Annotated in this window: 15 protein-coding genes; 7 read left to right on the top strand and 8 right to left on the bottom strand. The window is 71.8% G+C overall.

From position 1 onward, the window contains the following. Nucleotides 1-75: 75 nt before the first annotated feature. Both ACZ5K7_RS18200 and ACZ5K7_RS18195 read left to right on the top strand, forming a co-directional pair. On the top strand, nucleotides 76-810 hold the full coding sequence (locus ACZ5K7_RS18200; protein WP_468914555.1) for a beta-phosphoglucomutase family hydrolase: 735 nt from the start codon (nucleotides 76-78) through the stop codon (nucleotides 808-810). After that, nucleotides 807-3,152: a glycoside hydrolase family 65 protein gene (locus tag ACZ5K7_RS18195; protein WP_468914553.1), complete on the top strand. Its 2,346-nt coding sequence runs from the start codon at nucleotides 807-809 to the stop codon at nucleotides 3,150-3,152. Before ACZ5K7_RS18200 ends, ACZ5K7_RS18195 begins: the two co-directional genes overlap by 4 nt. 59 nt (nucleotides 3,153-3,211) lie before the next feature. On the opposite strand, the gene ACZ5K7_RS18190 is transcribed toward ACZ5K7_RS18195, so the two are convergent. Beyond that, nucleotides 3,212-4,105, bottom strand: a complete 894-nt coding sequence (locus tag ACZ5K7_RS18190) for a M56 family metallopeptidase (protein WP_468914551.1) — start codon at nucleotides 4,103-4,105, stop codon at nucleotides 3,212-3,214. Beyond that, nucleotides 4,102-4,485, bottom strand: coding sequence for a BlaI/MecI/CopY family transcriptional regulator (locus ACZ5K7_RS18185; protein WP_351696823.1), 384 nt, complete (start codon nucleotides 4,483-4,485; stop codon nucleotides 4,102-4,104). The genes ACZ5K7_RS18190 and ACZ5K7_RS18185 overlap by 4 nt, the downstream gene beginning before the upstream one ends. A gap of 147 nt (nucleotides 4,486-4,632) precedes the next feature. On the opposite strand from ACZ5K7_RS18185, the gene ACZ5K7_RS18180 reads away from it, so the two are divergent. Continuing rightward, a complete protein-coding gene (locus tag ACZ5K7_RS18180; protein ID WP_468914549.1) occupies nucleotides 4,633-5,580 on the top strand; it encodes a lysylphosphatidylglycerol synthase domain-containing protein in 948 nt (315 codons plus the stop codon). A 46-nt stretch (nucleotides 5,581-5,626) separates the two neighbouring features. On the opposite strand, the gene ACZ5K7_RS18175 is transcribed toward ACZ5K7_RS18180, so the two are convergent. After that, on the bottom strand, nucleotides 5,627-6,328 hold the full coding sequence (locus ACZ5K7_RS18175) for a phosphatase PAP2 family protein (protein WP_468914928.1): 702 nt from the start codon (nucleotides 6,326-6,328) through the stop codon (nucleotides 5,627-5,629). A gap of 240 nt (nucleotides 6,329-6,568) precedes the next feature. Here ACZ5K7_RS18175 and efeU point away from each other — a divergent pair, with 240 nt between their 5' ends. The 3 genes from efeU to nicT all read left to right on the top strand — a co-directional run bounded on the left by efeU (nucleotide 6,569) and on the right by nicT (nucleotide 11,425). Then, on the top strand, nucleotides 6,569-8,806 hold the full coding sequence (efeU, locus tag ACZ5K7_RS18170; RefSeq protein WP_468914547.1) for an iron uptake transporter permease EfeU: 2,238 nt from the start codon (nucleotides 6,569-6,571) through the stop codon (nucleotides 8,804-8,806). A gap of 47 nt (nucleotides 8,807-8,853) precedes the next feature. After that, nucleotides 8,854-10,125, top strand: coding sequence for an iron uptake transporter deferrochelatase/peroxidase subunit (gene efeB / locus ACZ5K7_RS18165; RefSeq protein WP_468914545.1), 1,272 nt, complete (start codon nucleotides 8,854-8,856; stop codon nucleotides 10,123-10,125). Between the two features lie 139 nt (nucleotides 10,126-10,264). After that, nucleotides 10,265-11,425 (top strand): Nickel transporter NicT, encoded by a 1,161-nt coding sequence (nicT, locus tag ACZ5K7_RS18160; protein WP_468914543.1) that lies wholly within the window; start codon nucleotides 10,265-10,267, stop codon nucleotides 11,423-11,425. 10 nt (nucleotides 11,426-11,435) lie between these two features. Here nicT and ACZ5K7_RS18155 read toward each other — a convergent pair whose 3' ends face one another. The 5 genes from ACZ5K7_RS18155 to ACZ5K7_RS18135 form a co-directional block, all read right to left on the bottom strand. Further along, entirely contained in the window at nucleotides 11,436-12,395 is a 960-nt protein-coding gene (locus ACZ5K7_RS18155; protein ID WP_351696812.1) for a hypothetical protein, read from the bottom strand. A 12-nt stretch (nucleotides 12,396-12,407) separates the two neighbouring features. Further along, nucleotides 12,408-13,880 carry an APC family permease gene (locus ACZ5K7_RS18150; RefSeq protein ID WP_468914541.1) on the bottom strand — a complete coding sequence of 491 codons (1,473 nt, stop codon included), beginning with the start codon at nucleotides 13,878-13,880 and terminating at the stop codon, nucleotides 12,408-12,410. Nucleotides 13,881-14,183: 303 nt separating this feature from the next. Beyond that, a complete protein-coding gene (sthA, locus tag ACZ5K7_RS18145; RefSeq protein ID WP_351696807.1) occupies nucleotides 14,184-15,587 on the bottom strand; it encodes a Si-specific NAD(P)(+) transhydrogenase in 1,404 nt (467 codons plus the stop codon). 111 nt (nucleotides 15,588-15,698) lie between these two features. Next, on the bottom strand, nucleotides 15,699-16,265 hold the full coding sequence (locus ACZ5K7_RS18140) for a nucleoside deaminase (protein ID WP_468914540.1): 567 nt from the start codon (nucleotides 16,263-16,265) through the stop codon (nucleotides 15,699-15,701). A 10-nt stretch (nucleotides 16,266-16,275) separates the two neighbouring features. Then, complete coding sequence (locus ACZ5K7_RS18135) at nucleotides 16,276-16,482, bottom strand: hypothetical protein (RefSeq protein ID WP_351696802.1); 207 nt, start codon at nucleotides 16,480-16,482, stop codon at nucleotides 16,276-16,278. Nucleotides 16,483-16,652: 170 nt separating this feature from the next. Between ACZ5K7_RS18135 and ACZ5K7_RS18130 the strand changes: the two genes are divergently transcribed. After that, entirely contained in the window at nucleotides 16,653-18,488 is a 1,836-nt protein-coding gene (locus tag ACZ5K7_RS18130; RefSeq protein ID WP_468914537.1) for a glycoside hydrolase family 15 protein, read from the top strand. The last annotated feature ends 3 nt before the right edge of the window (nucleotides 18,489-18,491 follow it).

The raw sequence follows: 18,491 nt of genomic DNA, 5'->3' as shown, positions 1-18,491 counted from the left end.
AAAAAGTGTGACACCGGGCCCGGGATGTGGTGTGTACCACCCCCTGGAAGCCGCCGGGTGGGGAAGATGCCGGACATGACAGCACTCGGTCTGCCCGACACCATCCAGGCCTGTCTCTTCGATCTCGACGGGGTCGTCACCAAGACGGCCGTCGTGCACGCGGCGGCCTGGAAGGAGACCTTCGACGCCTTCCTGCGCGGCTACGACGGCCAGCGGCCCTTCGACTCGGTCGCCGACTACGACGAGTACGTCGACGGACGTCCGCGCGCCGACGGGGTCCGCGCCTTCCTCGACTCCCGCGGCATCCACCTGCCCGAGGGCACCCCGGACGACCCGCCGGACGCCGCCACCGTGCACGGCCTCGGCAACCGCAAGAACGAACTGCTCCTGGAGAAGATCCACACCGACGGCGTCGAGGCCTACGACGGCACCCTGCGCTACCTGGAGGCGGTCCGCGCGCAGGGGCTGAGCACCGCGATCGTCTCCTCCAGCGCCAACTGCCGTGACGTGCTGCGCTCGATCGGCGCCGAGCACTTCTTCGACGTCCGCATCGACGGAGTGGTGGCCGCCGAACGCGATCTGCCCGGCAAACCGCACCCCGACACCTTCCTGGCCGCCGCCCACGACCTCGGCGTCGAGGCCGCCCGTGCCGCCGTCTTCGAGGACGCCCTCGCCGGCATGGACGCGGGCCGGGCCGGCCGGTTCGGGTACGTCGTCGGCGTGGACCGCGTCGGACAGAAGGACGCCCTGTACGCGCACGGCGCGGACACCGTCGTGACGGACCTCTCCGAGCTGGGAGGCAAGGAGTGATCACCCACCGGTCGTACGCCGTCGAGCCCTGGGCGGTCCGCGAGACCGCCCTCAACCTCGACGTGCTCGCGCAGAGCGAGTCGGTGTTCGCGCTGTCCAACGGGCATGTCGGCTGGCGCGGCAACCTCGACGAGGGCGAGCCGCACGGCCTGCCCGGCAGCTACCTCAACGGCGTGCACGAGGTGCACCCGCTGCCGTACGCCGAGGCAGGCTACGGCTATCCGGAGTCCGGGCAGACCGTCATCAACGTCACCAACGGCAAGATCCTTCGGCTGCTCGTCGACGACGAGCCCTTCGACCTGCGCTACGGCCGGCTGGTCACCCACGAGCGGGTCCTCGACCTGCGCCGGGGCGTGCTGGAGCGGACCTGCGAGTGGACCTCGCCCGCCGGCTCCACCGTGCGGGTGCGCTCGACCCGGCTGGTGTCGCTGACCCAGCGGGCGGTGGCCGCCGTCGCCTACGAGGTCGAGGCCGTCGACCGGCGCTGCCGGATCGTGGTCCAGTCCGAACTGGTCGCCAACGAACAGCTGCCCGGCGCCAACGGCGACCCGCGTGCCGCGGTGGCGCTGGAGTCCCCGCTGGAGCAGGAGGACGACTTCGCCTCCGGGCGCCGGCTGCGCCTGGTGCACCGCACCCGGCGCAGTGGCCTGCGGGTCGCGGTCGCCGCCGACCACACGATCGCCGGCCCCGGGGGGACCACCACGGACGCCGAGAGCGACACCGACATGGCCCGGCTGACCGTCGCCTCCGTGCTGGAGCCGGGGGAGCGGTTGCGGGTGGAGAAGTTCGTCGCCCACGGCTGGTCCGGGGTGCGCTCGCTGCCCGCCATGGCCGACCAGGTCGACGCGGCCCTGGCGGCCGCCGCGCACGAGGGCTGGCAGGGGCTCGCCGACGAACAGCGCGGCTACCTGGACGACTACTGGTCCCGCGCCGACGTGGAGGTGGACGGGGACGAGGAGGTCCAGCAGGCCGTCCGCTTCGCCCTGTTCCACGTGCTCCAGGCCGGGGCCCGCGCCGAGCAGCGCGCGATACCCGCCAAGGGGCTGACCGGCTCCGGATACGACGGGCACGCCTTCTGGGACACCGAGATGTTCGTGCTGCCCGTCCTCACCCACACCGCCCCCGGCGCCGTCGCCGAGGCGCTGCGCTGGCGCTACAACACCCTGCCCGCCGCCCGCGAACGCGCCACCCAACTCGGCCTGGACGGCGCCGCGTTCCCCTGGCGGACCATCGCCGGCTCGGAGGGCTCGGCCTACTGGCCGGCCGGCACCGCGGCCTTCCACGTCAATGCCGACGTCGCCGACGCGGTGGTCCGCTATGTCGCCGCCACGGGCGACACGGACTTCGAACGGGACACCGGCGTCGAACTGCTCGTGGAGACCGCCCGGCTGTGGCGCTCGCTCGGCCACCACGACAGCCGCGGCGCCTTCCACATCGACGGCGTCACCGGCCCCGACGAGTACAGCGCGGTCGCCGACGACAACACCTACACCAACCTGATGGCCCGGGCGAACCTGCTGGCCGCCGCCGACGCCGTCGAACGCCACCCCCGGCAGGCGGCGCGGCTCGGTGTCGACGCGGAGGAGAGCGCCGCCTGGCGGGACGCGGCCGACTCCGTGCACGTCCCCTACAACCAGGAACTCGGCGTCCACGAACAGCACGCCGGGTTCACCCGCTACCAGCGGTGGGACTTCGCCAACACCAGCCCCGAGCAGTACCCGCTGCTGCTGAACTTCCCCTACTTCGACCTCTACCGCAAACAGGTCGTCAAACAGGCCGACCTGGTGCTGGCGATGTACACCTGCGGGCCGTACTTCGACGAAGAGCACATCGCGCGCAACTTCGCCTACTACGAGCCGCTGACCGTGCGCGACTCCTCCCTGTCCGCCTGCTGCCAGGCCGTCGTCGCCGCCCAGGCAGGGCATCTGACGCTGGCCCACGCCTACACCGCCGAGGCCGCGCTGATGGACCTCGACGACCTGGAGCACAACACCCGCGACGGACTGCACATCGCCTCCCTGGCCGGTACCTGGATGGCGCTGGTGGCCGGCTTCGGCGGGATGCGCCACTACGACGACGGCGCCCGGTTCGCGCCCCGGCTGCCGGAGCGGCTGCGCCGGCTCGCCTTCAATCTGCAACTGCGGGGCAGCAGGCTGCGCGTGGAGATCGGCGCCGACAAGGCGACCTACACCCTCCTCGACGGCCCACCGCTCACCGTCCACCACCACGGGGAGCCACTGACGGTCAGCACGGACAGCCCGGCGGTGCGGGCGGTGCCGCCGGCCAGGCCGGGGCCGACACCGGGCCAGCCGCCGCACCGGGCGCCGACTCGGCCTGCCTGAGCGGCAGCGCCCTGTCTTGGGGGCGCTGGGGGTATCCCCAGCGCCCCTGAAGGGGCGCTTCACATGACCGTGTGGAAAAGCAGGCCCACCAGATCGGTGGTCGCGTCCGCCGCGAACACCGCGGCGAGTGCGCCCAGTGCGAGCACGCCCGTCGCGGCCGGCCACAGAGAGGGCGGCGGGCTGGTCTGGAGCGCCGCGACCCGGCGGGTGACCGCGCGGTCCGTGAAGCTGAGGGCGCAGGACGCGCGGGCTCGGCCCGCGCTGAGGGCGGCGCGGGCCAGCGCGCGGGCCGTTGTCACCCGGTCGCCGACCTCCGTCGCCGCCTGCTCGTCCGCCCACCGCTCCACCAGGAAGGTCACGGCCGCACGGACCGGTCCGAGCAGCGGGTTGGCGGCCGCCGCGAGGGTCACCGCGGTCACCATGCGGCCGTGCCGGTGCGTCAGATGGGCCCGCTCATGGGCCAGCAGCACCCGCCGCTCCGCCGGTGCCAGCGCGCTCAGCATCGCCGAGGTGACCAGGATCCGGCCCGGCCGGCCCGGGATCGCGAACGCCCGCGGCACCTCGCAGTCGGCCACCATCAGTTCGGTGTCCCCCGGATGCCCCTCGCACAGCCGGCGCAGCGCCCGCCGGGTCCGGCGCTCGGCGCGCACCGCCCGCTGCATCCGCCACACCACCACGGCCAGCGTGAGGCAGGCGGCGACGCCGATCACCTCGGGCACCGGGTCGGTCAGCGGGCGCCCGTCCTCGCGGGCCTCCCGGATCACCGGCGGGGCGTCGCCCAGCAGCGCGGTCGTCAGCAGCACCAGGGACCAGGTGGTCGCGGCGGCGGTCAGCACGGCGGCGGAGGTCAGCACGCGCGCTGCCAGGGCCGGAGCCACCCGGCGGCCGATCACCGCGCTGACCGACGGCAGCAGCAGGGAGACCAGCAGCGGGGTGTAGACGTCGAACCTCATGCGCCGCCCCCGGCGAACAGATTGCGCAGCGCCCGCTCCTCCTCCGCGCTCAGCCCGGACACGAACTGCTGGAGGGCGGCGATCGGGTCGGGCCCCCGGTCCAGGGCCTCGTGCATGGCCTCGGCGGTCAGCTCGGCCGCGTTCTTCGCCGGCCGGTAGGCACCGCGCCGCCCGTCGGCGTCCCGCAGTACCAGCCCTTTGTCGTACAGCCGTTTGAGGATGGTGTGGACCGTGTTGTAGGCGAGTCCGCCGCCGATCTCGGACTGGATCTCGACCGGGGTCAACGGGCGTTCGGTCGCCCACAGGGCTGCCAGCACTTCGCTCTCGAGCTCTCCGGCGCTGCGCCGCTCCGCCCTGCCGCGGGACCCTGTGCCAGCCATGGCACAACCTTACAGCGCGTAGTGCCGCTGTTCGTATGGACGTACCTGCGCGGCCTACGCCGGTAATTGTGGATAGTTTGTCAGTGTTTGTCCCTGAAGCCCAAGAACGGTCCTGCGAGCTGTAGGGGAACAGGGGTGGGTGCCGCCATGGTCCCGAACGTGAACGCCACGCCCGTCACGGGCCGCCGGGGTGTCTACTGGCAGACCGGTCTCTGCCTCGCCCTGCTGGCCGGTGCGGGCTGGCTGCTCCGCCGGCACTGGCCGACCGTGGAGCACGGGGCGCTCCGGCTCGCCGTCGCCGACCAGGGCTGGCTGCTCGTGGCGGCCCTGGCGGCGGTCGGGACCTGGGTGTCCTCGGCCCTCGCCCAGCAGGGCGCGGTCGCCCGCCGGCTGCCGGGCGGGCGCCTGGTCGCCGCGCAGTTCGCCGCCTCGGCCGCCAACCATCTGCTGCCCGCCGGGCTCGGCGCGGGCGCGGTGAACCTGCGTTTCCTGATGCGGTGCGGACTCCCGGCCGGCCGCGGCGCGTCGGCCCTCGCGGTCAAGGCGGCCGCCGGTGCCGTGGTTCGCCTGGCCCTGATCGCCGTCCTCGCCCCCGCCTGCCCGGGGCTGCTGCGGATCCCGCACCTGTCCCTCGCCGCGCTCCTCGCCGTGACCGCCGCGGCCGTCCTGCTCGGCGTCCTGATCCGGGCCCGGGTGTGGGCCCGTTGCCGGGGTGCGGTGACCGCCGTGGCCGCCGACATCCGGGCCCTGCATGCGCGCCCCGTCCGCGCGGCCGCGCTGTGGGGCGGCTCCCTCGCGTTCGCCGGGCTGCACGCCCTGGTCCTGATCGCCGTGACCCGGGCGGTCGGCCTTTCGCTGTCCCCGGCCAGGGTGGCGCTGCTCTACCTCGCCGCCAGCGGCGCCGCCGCGCTGCTGCCCACCCCGGGCGGACTCGGCTCGCTCGACGCGGCCCTCGCCCTCGCCCTGACCGCCTCCGGGACCCCGGCCGCCGCGGCCGCCTCCGCCGTGCTCGGCTACCGGCTGCTGACCGTGTGGCTGCCGCTGCTGCCGGGCCTGCTGGTGCTCGGACTGCTGGTCCGGCGCCGGGCGCTGTGACCGGGCGGCCCGCGCCGGGCGGGGTCCGGTGGCACCGGCCCCGGCCTCAACCGCCGTTCTTCCCGCCGGTCTCCGTCACCGGACTCTCCGGCACGTCGTCCGGGGCCCCCGGATCCGGCATCCGACGGGCGGCCACGTACCAGCAGATCCCGAGCCAGCCGACCGCGAACAACCAGCCGCCGACCACATCCGTGCACCAGTGCACACCGAGGAACACGCGGGTGGCCCCGACGGCGAGCCCCCAGCAGGCGACGGCCACGCACCACGCCGTACGGCCGCGCGGGTCCCGTATCCACAGTGCGAGGACCACCAGCCCGGCGGCCAGTGCGGACGTCGTGCTGTGGCCGGACGGGAACGACCAGCCGGAAGCATGCGTCTGCCAGTCGGCCTGCGGCGGCCGGGCCCGGGCGATCAGCTCCAGCACGCCGAACCGGGCCGCCTGGCCCAGGGCGAGGCAGGTCACGCAGAGGAGCGTGGCGGCCAGTCGCTGCCGCGGGGTGCGGCCCGCGAGCAGCCCGGCCAGCACGGCCAGGGCGTACGGCACGACCCCGGTGCCGGTCGCGGTGAGTCCCCGGGCCACGGCCACCGCCACGTCCGGGCGGTGACCGAGGGACCAGGCCAGCAGGGTGCGGTCCACGGCGAGCGGGGCGCCGTGGTGGCCGGCCACGACGAGGGCCAGCACGGCGAACGCGGCCCACGCGCCGAGGCCGATGCTCGCCGCGTACTCCGCGGTCCTCTTGTGGTTCATGACCTCGGTGGCGGCCCTTTCCTGCACGATATCGGTCTACTGGACTGTAGACGATCGCCGGCCGGCCCGTGTTCCCGGGCGCGCGAGTCCGGATGTGCTCGCGACTTTTGCCGCACCATTGCCGGTTCATGACCGACCGACTACACGGGTGTAGTCATCATGGTCGACGGAAGTAAGGCATGCCTTCACTAAGTTCGAGCCACTGGGCGGGGACGGGCCTGCCGGGGAGGGCTGCGGCGGATGTGGGACGACGCGTTTCCGAGTTTCCTGATCGGACTGAGGGAGGGCCTCGAGGCCGGCCTGATCGTCTCGATCCTCGTCGCCACCCTGGTGCGGGCCGGCGCCAGGAACCGGCTGCCACAGGTCTGGACGGGTGTCCTCGCCGCGATCGCGCTGGCGATGAGCTTCGGCGCGGTCCTCACCTTCACCGCCGCCTCCCTCTCCGCGACCGCGCAGGAGGCCTTCGGCGGGACCCTCAGCGTGATCGCGGTCGCCTTCGTCACCGCGATGGTCTTCTGGATGCGCCGCTCGGCCCGCAGCCTCTCCGGCGAGATCAAGGAGAAGGTGACCGGCGCCCTGGCCATGGGCTCGGGCGTGCTGGTCGTCACCTCGTTCCTCGCCGTCGGCCGCGAGGGCCTGGAGACCGCGCTGTTCCTGTGGACCACCGCCCAGGCGGCCGGCGAGTCCGCGGGCCCGCTGACCGGCGCCGGGGTCGGCCTGGTCCTGGCGGCGGCCCTGTGCTGGGGCCTGTACCGCCGCGTCCTGAAGATCAACCTGACGAGGTTCTTCACCCGCACCGGCGCCGTCCTCATCGTGATCGCGGCCGGTGTCCTCGGCTACGGGCTGCGGGACCTCCAGGAAGGCGGGGTCTTCCCCGGCAGGACGGCCTACGCCTTCGACCTGAGCGGCAGCATCGACGCAGGCTCCTGGTACGGCACGCTCCTCCAGGGCGTCCTCAACATCACCCCGGCCATGACGTGGCTCCAGGCGATCGGGTACGTGGGCTATCTCGCCGTCGTCATGACGCTGTTCGTGCGCGGAGTGCGGTCGTCCGTACCGAAGCAGGCCGCGGAGCGGACCGAGCCGACGGCTGCTGCCGCCGTCCGGTCGGAGTCGGAGTCGGGCGAGGTCGCGTCGGAATCCGCAGGTGGCGGCTCTGTGCCGGATTCCGCCGCGGACCGGCCCGAGTCGCGGCCCGAGCCTGCCGCCGTCGGCTCGGCGCCGCTGCCCGCCGCCGGGGAGCCTGAACGGCAAGCACGGCCGGACCTCGCCGACGACCGGCCGGAACCCGGCCCGCGAGCCGTCGGCGGGCCGCGCCGCCGCCCCGCCTGGGTGATCGCCGTCGCCGTCGTCGCCGTCCCGGCCGTGGTCGCCGGACTCGTCGTGGCCTTCGCCCGGCCCAAGTCCACGGGCGGTGAGACCGTCGCCGTCTCCGAGACCGAGTGCGGCAAGGGCTTCACCGCGCCCGAGCCGGGCCGGCAGACCTTCCAGATGCGGAACACCGGCAGCAGGACCGCCGAGGTGTACCTGATCGACCCCAGCAGCAACGCGGTCTACGGCGAGGTCGAGGGCCTCGCCCCCGGTACCACCCGCGCCCTGGTCGCCACCGTCGCCGGCGGCACCTACGCCTGGCGCTGCGTCCCCTCCGGCGGCAGGGCCGTCACCTCCGCGCCGGTCACGGTCACCGGCGGCGCGAGCGGCGCCCAGGCCGTCGTACCGGTCTCCGAGCAGGACCTCGCGACGCCCCTGAAGGCCTACAAGGCGTACGTGGAGCAGGGGCTGGCCACCCTCGTGGCCCAGACCCGCACGCTCGACGCGGACATCGCGGGCAACCACCTCGCCCAGGCCCGCACCGACTGGCTGACCGCCCACCTCACCTACTCCTCCCTCGGCGCCGCCTACGGCACCTTCGAGGACTTCGACAAGAAGATCAACGGCCGAGCCGACGGCCTCCCGGGAGGGGTCGCCGACCAGGACTTCGCCGGGTTCCACCGGATCGAGTACGGGCTGTGGCACGCGCAGACCGCCGGGCAGCTGAAGGCTCCGGCCCAGGCGCTCGCCGACGCGGCGGCCGGACTCCAGAAGGCGTTCCCCACCCAGGACTTCGACCCGGGCGACCTGCCGCTGCGCGCCCACGAGATCCTGGAGAACACCCTCCAGTTCGAGCTGACCGCCGACACCGACGAGGGCAGCGGCACCAACCTCGCCACCGCGAACGCCAACCTGGCCGGCACCCGCGAGCTGCTCACCGTACTCAAGCCGCTGCTGACGACCCGAGCGCCCAGGCTGCTGCCCACCGTGGACGCGGACATCGCCCGCCTGCAGCAGCTCCTGGACGCCGGGCACCGGGGGGCGGCCTGGACCCCGGTGGAGCAGCTCGACACCCTCACCCGGCAGCGGATCAGCGGGGCCACCGGTCAGCTCCTCGAGGACCTCGCCCCGGTGCCGGACCTCCTGGAGATCAGGAAGTCCGCCTGATGGACACCGCACAGCACCAGCACCCGTACGACGAAGGGAACCCTCCGATGTCCGCTGCCGAGACCCCGTCCTGCCCGATGGGCGCGGGCCGCCGTTCCTTCGTGCGGACGGCACTGGGCGCCGGCGCCGCGGGCGCGGTCCTGGCCGGCGGCGGTTTCGCGCTCGGCCAGGCCGGCGGCACCGCGCAGGCCGCGACCGGCGACGCGGGCGGCACCGCCAAGGTGCCCTTCCACGGCACCCACCAGGCGGGCATCCTCACCCCCGCCCCGGCCGCCGCCACCTTCGTCTCCCTCGACGTCATCGCCGACACCCGGCAGGACCTCGCCGACCTGCTGAGGACGATCACCGAGCGGGCCCGCTTCCTCACCTCCGGCGGTACCCCCGCCGACCTCGGCGTCGGCGCGCCGCCCTCCGACAACGGCATCCTCGGCCCCGAGGTCCCCTCCGACGCGCTCACCGTCACCGTCGGCGTCGGCGCCTCCCTCTTCGACGACCGCTACGGCCTGGCGAAGGCCAGGCCGGCCCGGCTGACCCCGATGCGGACCTTCCCGAACGACAACCTCAAGCCCGCCGAGTGCCACGGCGATCTCTCACTGCAGATCTGCGCCGACAGCCAGGACACCGTGCTGCACGCGCTCCGCGACATCGCCAGGCACACCCGCGGCGCCATGCAGATCAAGTGGCGCGTGGACGGCTTCCAGAACGCCCCGCGCCCCACCGGCGCCCAGCGCAACCTGCTCGGCTTCAAGGACGGCATCGCCAACCCGGACGTGAACTCGGCCCGGGAGACCAGCCGGCTGATCTGGGTCGGCGACGGCCAGGGCGAGCCGGCCTGGACGGCCGGCGGCAGCTACCAGGTGATCCGGATCATCCGGATGCTGGTCGAGTTCTGGGACCGGGTCTCGCTCAGCGAGCAGGAGCTGATGTTCGGCCGCCGCAAGGACACCGGCGCCCCGCTGGACGGCGCCAAGGAGACCGACGTCCCGAACTACGCCAAGGACCCGCAGGGCAACGCCATTCCGCTGGACGCCCACATCCGGCTCGCCAACCCGCGCACCGCCAGGACCGACAGCTCCCGCATCCTGCGCCGTGGCTACAACTACGACCGGGGCGTCGACAGCGTCGGCAACCTCGACATGGGCCTGGTCTTCTGCTGCTACCAGCAGGACGTCCGGCGCCAGTTCGAGGCGACCCAGACCCGGCTGATCGACGAGCCCCTCGTCGACTACATCTCCCCGACCGGCGGCGGCTACTTCTTCGCCCTGCCCGGGGTGAAGAACGGCAAGGACTGGCTGGGCAGCGGGCTGCTCGCCGGCTGAGCACCTTGCCTTCCCTTTGCCTTCTCATGGGAAAGGCCTGTCACTGCCTTTAGTGCGAACGATTTGCAAGTACGGGAAGATGACACGAGGCTGCTGACCGCGCCTGCTCAACCTGCTCGACCGAAGGATGCACCTCCCGATGACGGCCGCCCCTGGTTCCGCTCCGTCCCTCCCCGCCCAGGCCGAGACCAAGCGCTCGGCCTGGCACCGTGTCCGGGGCTCCATGACACGGCAGGAGTGGATCAGGGTCGGCGGGATGGCCGCCTTCGTGCTCGCCCTGCACGTCATCGGCTGGGGCACTCTGGTCGGGATCATCGCCCCGCAGCACTTCAGCGTCGGCACCGAATCCTTCGGGATCGGCATCGGCGTCACCGCGTACACCCTGGGCATGCGGCACGCCTTCGACGCCGACCACATCGCCGCGATCGACAACACCACCCGCAAGCTGATGGGCGAGGGGCAGCGCCCGCTGTCCGTCGGCTTCTGGTTCTCCCTCGGCCACTCCAGCATCGTCTTCGGCCTCGCCCTGCTGCTCTCGTTCGGCATGAAGACCCTGGCCGGCCCGGTCCAGGACGACGGCTCGCACCTCCACGAGGTCACCGGCCTCATCGGTACGACGGTCTCCGGGACCTTCCTCTACCTCATCGCCGGCATCAACCTCGTCATCCTGGCCGGCATCTGGAAGGTCTTCCGGCAGATGCGCTCCGGCGCCTTCGACGAGGCCGCCCTGGAGACACAGCTGAACAACCGCGGCTTCATGAACCGCTTCCTCGGCCGGGTCACCGGCTCGATCAGCAAGCCCTGGCAGATGTACCCGCTGGGCCTGCTGTTCGGCCTCGGCTTCGACACCGCCACCGAGATCGCCCTGCTGGTGCTGGCCGGCTCCGGCGCCGCCTCCGGTCTGCCCTGGTACGCCATCCTGACCCTGCCGGTGCTCTTCGCGGCCGGTATGTCGCTGCTCGACACCATCGACGGCTCGTTCATGAACTTCGCCTACGAGTGGGCGTTCTCCAAGCCGGTCCGCAAGGTCTACTACAACCTCACCATCACCGGCCTGTCCGTCGCCGTCGCCCTCATCATCGGCACGGTGGAACTCCTCGGCCTGCTCGCCGACAAGATGGACCTGCACGGCTTCTTCTGGGACTGGGTCTCCGGCCTCGACCTCAACACCGTCGGCTTCGTCATCGTCGGTCTGTTCTTCGCCACCTGGGCGATCGCCCTGCTGATCTGGAAGGCGGGCCGCATCGAGGAGAAGTGGACGACGGGCCTCGCCCGGTCCGCCGAGCGGACCGAGGCGTAGCCCGCCGCCGTCAGCCGCGGATCTTCAGGTCCGCCCGCCACTTGGCGATCTGCTTCTCCGCGTCACCGGTGTACGACCACGGGGTGCGGGTCACCCGCCGCCCCTGGATCCGCAGCAGGGCCGAGGCGATGTCCGTGACCCCCGCCTGACAGGCCGCGTGCGTCAGGTAGTTGAGGTCGCGCAGTTCGCCGGGGGCGACGGGTTCCTCGCCGCGCTGGGCGATCCAGCGCTCCCAGGTGCGCCGCACGTCGCTGACCGCCCCGTCGTGTTTCCAGTGCTGGCCGTGCCCCACCGAGGTCTGCTGTCCCTGCGCCTCGTCCAGGGCGAAGCGGAACTCCTCGACCCTGGCGTACTGCACCAGGACCGGCAGCGCGCAGCCGGGCGGGGCCACCCCGGCCGCGTCCCGGGCGAAGTCGTACATCAGGCCGTGCGTGCCGTGCCAGCGCGCGGAGTAGTAGTGGAGCACCTGGAGATGGCCCTCCACGTTGTACGGGTCCCGCCGGTGCAACTCGTCCCACCAGCGGGCGAGTTCCTGCCGGCGCACCCCGGTCGGATACAGCCGTGCCACCGAGATCAGGGAGACCCAGGGGGTGGGGTCCTGCGGGTACGCCTCCGTGGCCGCCAGACAGGCCAGCACGGCGGCGTCGATCCTGGACCGGTCGATCGGGGCACCCCGGCCCGCCGAGATGGCCAGGGTGAACGCCCGGGCCGTCTCGGTCGCCGCCCGCAGTGCCAGCGCGTCCGCGCCGTGCGGTTCCGCGGCCAGCCAGGACTCCGCCGTCGAACTGCCCGCGCAGGCCTGCGCAAGCAGCCGCACCCGGTGTCCCCGGACCAGCCAGTCCGGGCCGGTGGCCCGCAGCAGGTCCCTCAGCCCCTGCCAGCGGCCGATGACGATGTCCTGCCGGGCCGAGGTGAGGGCGGTGTCCCCGCAGTCCGGGTCGAAATCGGGGACGAAGCGGTCTCTCGCCATCGGGCTCCTACCTCAGAAATCCGTGGGGAGGCCTTCGTAAGCCTGGGCCTGTGCGGTGACATGGTCGTCGGGCACGTAGTCGGTCTCGACGGTGTGGGTGGCGTCCAGCTTGGCAGGCCGGTAGTAGTCGCTGCCCTGCTTCCAGTACCAGAGCATCGGGATCAGGCCGACGGCCAGACCGCCGACGCCGATCGCGATCGCCGCGCTGCTCAGCTCGCTCAGCGACTCGACGAAGATCCAGAACATGAACACCGCGCCGAGCAGCGGCCACACCCCGCCGAGCAGGAAGTTGCCCGCGGACTTGAAGAGCATCTTGCGGTAGGCGACGACCACCGCGAGACCCGCGAGACCGTAGTAGACGGCGATCTGGAGGCCGATCGCCGAGATGGCGTCGGAGAGGATCTCGCCCACCGAGCCCAGCGCGTTGGAGGCGATGAACATCACCAGCGCCACCGCGCCGACGACCCCGATCGCCACGTACGGGGTGTTCCAGGTGCGGTGCACCTTGCCCAGCGCGGCCGGCATCGTGCGGTCGCGGCCCATGGCGAACAGCGAGCGGGTGACCTGGATGAGGGTCGTCTCCAGGGTGGCGATGGTGGACAGCATCACGGCGACGATCAGCAGCTTGCCTCCCCAGCCCGGCGCGATCTCGTCGCCCAGCACGGCCAGCACGTTGGCGTCGTTGGCCGCGATCTGGTCGGAGGAGAGGATGACGTTCACGGCGATGGTGAACACCTCGAAAAGGGCGAAGACGATGCCCACCCCGATCAGGCCCGCGAGCCCGGTGGTACGGCGGGAGTTGCGGGTCTCCTCGCTCAGGTTGCTGGTGACGTCCCAGCCCCAGTAGTAGAACGCCGCGATCAGCGCGCCCGAGGCGAAGCCGGAGACGCCGTCGAAGTGGCTGAAGCCGAGCCACGACCAGTGGAAGACGCGGGCGTTGCCGGAGTGGAAGAGGGCGAGCACCGCGAACAGCAGCAGGACCGCCAGCTCGATGCCGGACATCAGCAACTGGGCGCGGACCGTGAGGCGGGCGCCGCCGAGCACCACCGCCAGCATGACCAGGAACCAGGCGGCGCCGACCACCGTGGACAGCGCCACGTTGTCGGCGAGGTCCGCGTCGAACAGGGACAGCGTCATCGAGCCGGCGGGCAGGGAGCCGGCCACCATGAAGATGGTCGCGGACACCACCAGCGCCCAGCCGCTGACGAAGCCGAGGAAGGGGTGCAGGGTGCGGCCCACCCAGGAGTAGCTGGCGCCCGCGTTCACATCGATGCGGCCCAGGTAGCTGAAGGCCAGCGCGATGCCCAGCATCGGTATCGCGCACCACAGCAGCGCGGCCGGACTGGCCAGCCCCACCGCCCCCACCAGGACCGCGGTCGTCGCGGCCAGCGAGTACGCCGGTGCGCTGCCCGCGACGGCCATGACCACGGTGTCGAACGTGCCGAGAGCGTTGGCCTGCAGACCTCTGCCCCTGTTGTTGCTCATGGTTGTGCTGCTTTCCGGTCGTGCAGGGCGCACGGGAGTGCAGGCCCGCGGTGGTACGGGGGTGCACGACCCGCCTCGCAGCCGGTGAGGGATGGCCTCGGGCAGGGGGCCGGTCGGAAGAGACAAAGGGGTGGTGAGGGCCGCATGCCGAGAGTTGGCGAACGGTCACACCGCGTGTGTGGGTGTGACTATAGCGGCACCCTTTGACCTTTCAAGCTGACCGACCGGTAATCACATATGCCACTTGGGGTGGCCAACCCCCTCCCCGGAAGCAGTGGTTCCCTGAGCCCCTCAGTCCTCCAGTCAGTCCTCCAGCCGGTCGAGCTGTCGCAGCTTGTTGGTGGCGTCCAGAGCGGCGACCTTGTACGACTCCGCGAGCGTCGGGTAGTTGAAGACGGCGTCCACCAGGTAGTCGACCGTGCCGCCGCAACCCATCACCGACTGACCGATATGGATCAGTTCTGTCGCTCCGGTACCGAAGCAGTGCACACCGAGCAGCCGACGGTCGTCGGGGGAGACCAGGAGCTTGAGCATCCCGTGCGAGTCGCCGATGATCTGGCCCCGGGCCAGCTCCCGGTAGCGGGCCACCCCGACCTCGAACGGCACGCAGTCCTCGGTGAGCTGGTCCTCGGTCCGGCCCACGAAGCTGATCTCCGGGATGGTGTAGATCCCGATCGGCTGCAGGTCGTCCATCTGCCCGACCGGTTCCCCGAAGGCGTGGTAAGCGGCGACCCGGCCCTGTTCCATCGAGGTCGCGGCGAGCGCCGGGAAGCCGATGACATCGCCGACGGCGTAGATGTGCGGCACCTCGGTGCGGAAGTGCTCGTCCACCTTGATCCGGCCCCGCCGGTCCGCGGACAGGCCCGCCTTGTCCAGGTCGAGTTCGTCGGTCAGGCCCTGCCGGCCCGCCGAGTACATCACCGTGTCCGCCGGTATCTTCTTGCCGCTCTCCAGCACGGTCAGGGTGCCCCGGGGGTGCCGCTCGACGGCGGCGACGGTCTCGCCGAACCGGAAGGTGACGGCCAGGTCCCTGAGGTGGTACTTGAGCGACTCGACGACCTCGACGTCGCACATGTCGAGCATGGCCGCGCGCTTCTCGACCACGGTGACCTTGCTGCCGAGCGCGGCGAACATCGAGGCGTACTCCATGCCGATCACACCGGCACCCACGATGACCATGGAGCGCGGTACCCGCTCCAGTGACAGCACGTTGTCCGAATCCATGATGGTGCGGCCGTCGAACTCGACGCTGTCCGGGCGGGCCGGCCGGGTGCCGGTGGCGATGACGATGTGTTCCGCCGTCAACAGCCGCTCGTCGCCGTTCGGTTCGCGCAGGGCGACGGTGTGCGGGTCGACGAACCGGCCGGTGCCGGAGCAGAGGGTGACGTGGTTGCGGGAGAGCTGGTTGCGGATGACGTCCACCTCGCGGCTGACCACGTGCTGGGTGCGCGCGGTCAGATCGGCGACGGTGATGTCCTCCTTCAGCCGGTAGCTCTGGCCGTAGAGATCGCGCTGGGTGAGACCGGTCAGATAGAGGACCGCCTCGCGCAGGGTCTTGGAGGGGATGGTGCCGGTGTGGATGGACACACCGCCGACCATCTCGGGGCTGTCGACCACGGCTACCCGGCGGCCCAGCTTGGCCGCGGCGATGGCGGCCTTCTGGCCGCCGGGTCCGGATCCGATGACGAGCATGTCGAAGTCTGGCACCTTGCGGAGTCTGTCAGCAGGCGCCCCCGCTTCGAAAGAGAGAACGGGCAACCTTCCCGTGAAATCCGCTACGGACCTGGGCTGTTGCGCCTCCCGCGCAGCACGGCCGGCTCATGGCCCTCTGCCCGGCCGTCGCGCGCGCAGGATCTGGGCCCGCCGGAACAGCGCGTCCGTCGTCCCGGCGAGGACGCCTCCGAGCAGCCGGGAGGCGTAGAAGGACCTGGCCGCGTCGGCCACCTCCCGCGCCGGGATGGCGATCTGGACGAGGCCGGTGCGGCCGAGCCCGTCCATCGAGGTGCCCCAGACGACCTGGCCCACGCCCGCCCAGGCGCAGGCGCTCATGCACATGGCACACGGTTCCCCGGTCGAGTACAGGGTGGTGGCGGCCCAGCCGTGGTTGCCGACCCGGCGCACATAGTCGGCCATGGCGACCATCTCCCCGTGGTACGCCGGGTTCTCGGCCGAGGAGTTCACCCCCCGTCCCAGAACCCGGCCCGCGCCCACGAGCACCGCGCCGAAGGGATAGCGGGGGTTTTGGCGCGCCTGGTCGACCGCGGCCCTCATGAACCGCGCGTGATCCTGGCGGTCGACGCCCGTGGGTCCGGCGCTGTCAGGAGCGGACGGCACCACGCCCGCCGAACCGAGAAGTCCGAGGAGGCGGCGCCTGTCCAACGTCAATCGACTCTCCTCACGGCAGGAGCCTCTCGACGCAGTTCGGTCCCTCGCGCTCCATCTTCTTCCTGGCCCATTCCAGCGTGGCCGGGGTGACGTCCCGGCCCGACGCCATCACCAGGTCTTCGGGCGCCACCCCGGTGCCGGGGGCGCTGTGCAGCAGGGAGTCCGGGGTGGCGCGGTCGTCGGACGGCCGGGACGCTTCGGGTTCTGTGGTCGACATGGTCTCTCCTTCGCGGAGCGGGGTGCACACTCTCACGATTGCCCGCCCGGCCGCACCCCGCATCCCGAGCGGTCCGGGACCCTTCCCGGCCCGGGTACCCGGTGCGGTAAGGAAATTATCCCTTTCAAGATGTAATGTGCCTATACATCCTTTCAGGGGAGGCCGCCTCGATGATCGAACAGCGGTTCTTTCGGAACGCGTCCGGTAGCCCCCGCTACCTGACGATCGCCGAGCACGGGCTGATCGGCGATCTGCGCACCGTGGCCCTGGTCGGCAGCGACGGCACCATCGACTGGTACTGCTGCCCGTCCTTCGACGCCCCCAGCGTCTTCGCGGCCGTGCTGGACGCCGAGCGTGGCGGCCACTTCGCGCTGGCCCCGGCCGTACCGGCCCGCACCAAGCAGTTCTACTTCCCCGACACCAACGTGCTGATCACCCGGTTCTTCACCGACGAGGGCGTCGGCGAGGTCCAGGACTTCATGCCGGTCGCCGGCGATTCCGGCGACAGCGAGCGGCACCGGCTCATCCGCCGGGTGATCTGCGTGCGCGGCACCGTACCCTTCCGGGTCCGGGTCGCCCCCCGCTTCAACTACGGCGCCGACCCGCACACCCTGACCATGCTCGACGGCACCGCCCTGTTCGAGTCCGAGACGATGTCTCTGACGCTCACCGCCACGGTGGCCATGGAGAGCGACGGAGCGGACGCGCACGCCGACTTCAAACTCGGCGAGGGCGAGTCCGCGGTCTTCGCCCTCGACCAGGCCGGCGAGCACATCGCGCCACGCGGCTGCGCCCATATCGAGGCCGAACGACAGTTCGAGGCCACCGTCCGCTACTGGCGGCGCTGGCTGTCCCGGTCCCGCTACCGGGGCCGTTGGCGCGAGATGGTGCACCGCTCCGCACTCACCCTGAAGCTGCTCACCTACGCGCCCACCGGCGCCATCGTGGCCGCGCCCACCACCAGCCTCCCCGAGCAGTTCGGCGGCGAACGCAACTGGGACTACCGCTACGTCTGGGTCCGCGACGCCGCCTTCGCCGTCTACGCCCTGCTGCGGCTCGGCTTCACCGGCGAGGCCGAGGCCTTCATGAAGTTCCTGACCACCTGCATCACCCCCGGCGACGGCGCCGCCTCGGGGCCGCTGCAGATCATGTACGGCATCGACGGCCGCACCGACCTGCCCGAGCGCGAGCTCCCGCATCTGGAGGGCCACTGCGGCTCCGCCCCGGTACGCGTCGGCAACGCCGCGGCCGACCAGCTCCAGCTGGACATCTACGGCGCCCTCATCGACTCGATCTACCTCTACGACAAGTGGGCCCAGCCCATCTCCAGCGGCCAGTGGGACGACGTCACCCGGCTCGTCGCCTGGGTCTGCGACCACTGGGACCAGCCCGACGAGGGCGTCTGGGAGACACGGGGCGGCCGCAAGAACTTCCTCTACTCGCGTCTGATGTGCTGGGTCGCCATCGAGCGGGCGATCCGGCTGGCCCGCCGGCGTGGCCTGCCCGCCGACCTGGGCCACTGGCTGGGCGCCAGGGACGCCATCTACCGGCGGATCATGGAGCGCGGCTGGTCCGAGCGGCGCCGCGCCTTCGTCCAGTACGAGGGCGGGGACGTCCTGGACGCCTCACTGCTGATGATGCCGCTGGCCAAGTTCATCGCCCCGACCGATCCCAAATGGCTCTCCACCCTGGACGCCCTGGGTGAGGACCTGGTCTCCGACTCCCTCGTCTACCGCTACGACCCGCAGGCCAGCCCCGACGGCCTGCGCGGCGACGAGGGGACGTTCTCCATCTGCTCGTTCTGGTACGTGGAGGCTCTGGTACGTGCCGGACGCTTGGACGAGGCCCGGCTCGCCTTCGAGAAGATGCTCACCTACGCCAACCATCTGGGCCTGTACGCCGAGGAGATCGGCCGCACCGGCGAGCAACAGGGCAACTTCCCGCAGGCGTTCACCCATCTCTCGCTGATCAGCGCGGCCTTCAACCTGGACCGGGCGCTCGGCTGACGG

The organism is Streptomyces sp. NPDC031497 (genome assembly GCF_055580905.1).
Note: the sequence above shows the minus strand (reverse complement) of the source record. Positions and strands in the feature narration are given on the sequence as shown.

Excerpts from the sequence above, each read along its gene's own strand:
- ACZ5K7_RS18150 (WP_468914541.1), bottom strand. The coding sequence starts at position 13,880 with ATGAGCAACAACAGGGGCAGAGGTCTGCAGGCCAACGCTCTCGGCACG.
- ACZ5K7_RS18130 (WP_468914537.1), top strand. The coding sequence starts at position 16,653 with ATGATCGAACAGCGGTTCTTTCGGAACGCGTCCGGTAGCCCCCGCTAC.
- ACZ5K7_RS18200 (WP_468914555.1), top strand. The coding sequence starts at position 76 with ATGACAGCACTCGGTCTGCCCGACACCATCCAGGCCTGTCTCTTCGAT.
- efeB (WP_468914545.1), top strand. The coding sequence starts at position 8,854 with ATGTCCGCTGCCGAGACCCCGTCCTGCCCGATGGGCGCGGGCCGCCGT.
- ACZ5K7_RS18175 (WP_468914928.1), bottom strand. The coding sequence starts at position 6,328 with ATGAACCACAAGAGGACCGCGGAGTACGCGGCGAGCATCGGCCTCGGC.
- ACZ5K7_RS18190 (WP_468914551.1), bottom strand. The coding sequence starts at position 4,105 with ATGAGGTTCGACGTCTACACCCCGCTGCTGGTCTCCCTGCTGCTGCCG.
- ACZ5K7_RS18180 (WP_468914549.1), top strand. The coding sequence starts at position 4,633 with ATGGTCCCGAACGTGAACGCCACGCCCGTCACGGGCCGCCGGGGTGTC.
- ACZ5K7_RS18155 (WP_351696812.1), bottom strand. The coding sequence starts at position 12,395 with ATGGCGAGAGACCGCTTCGTCCCCGATTTCGACCCGGACTGCGGGGAC.
- ACZ5K7_RS18185 (WP_351696823.1), bottom strand. The coding sequence starts at position 4,485 with ATGGCTGGCACAGGGTCCCGCGGCAGGGCGGAGCGGCGCAGCGCCGGA.
- nicT (WP_468914543.1), top strand. The coding sequence starts at position 10,265 with ATGACGGCCGCCCCTGGTTCCGCTCCGTCCCTCCCCGCCCAGGCCGAG.
- ACZ5K7_RS18135 (WP_351696802.1), bottom strand. The coding sequence starts at position 16,482 with ATGTCGACCACAGAACCCGAAGCGTCCCGGCCGTCCGACGACCGCGCC.
- efeU (WP_468914547.1), top strand. The coding sequence starts at position 6,569 with ATGTGGGACGACGCGTTTCCGAGTTTCCTGATCGGACTGAGGGAGGGC.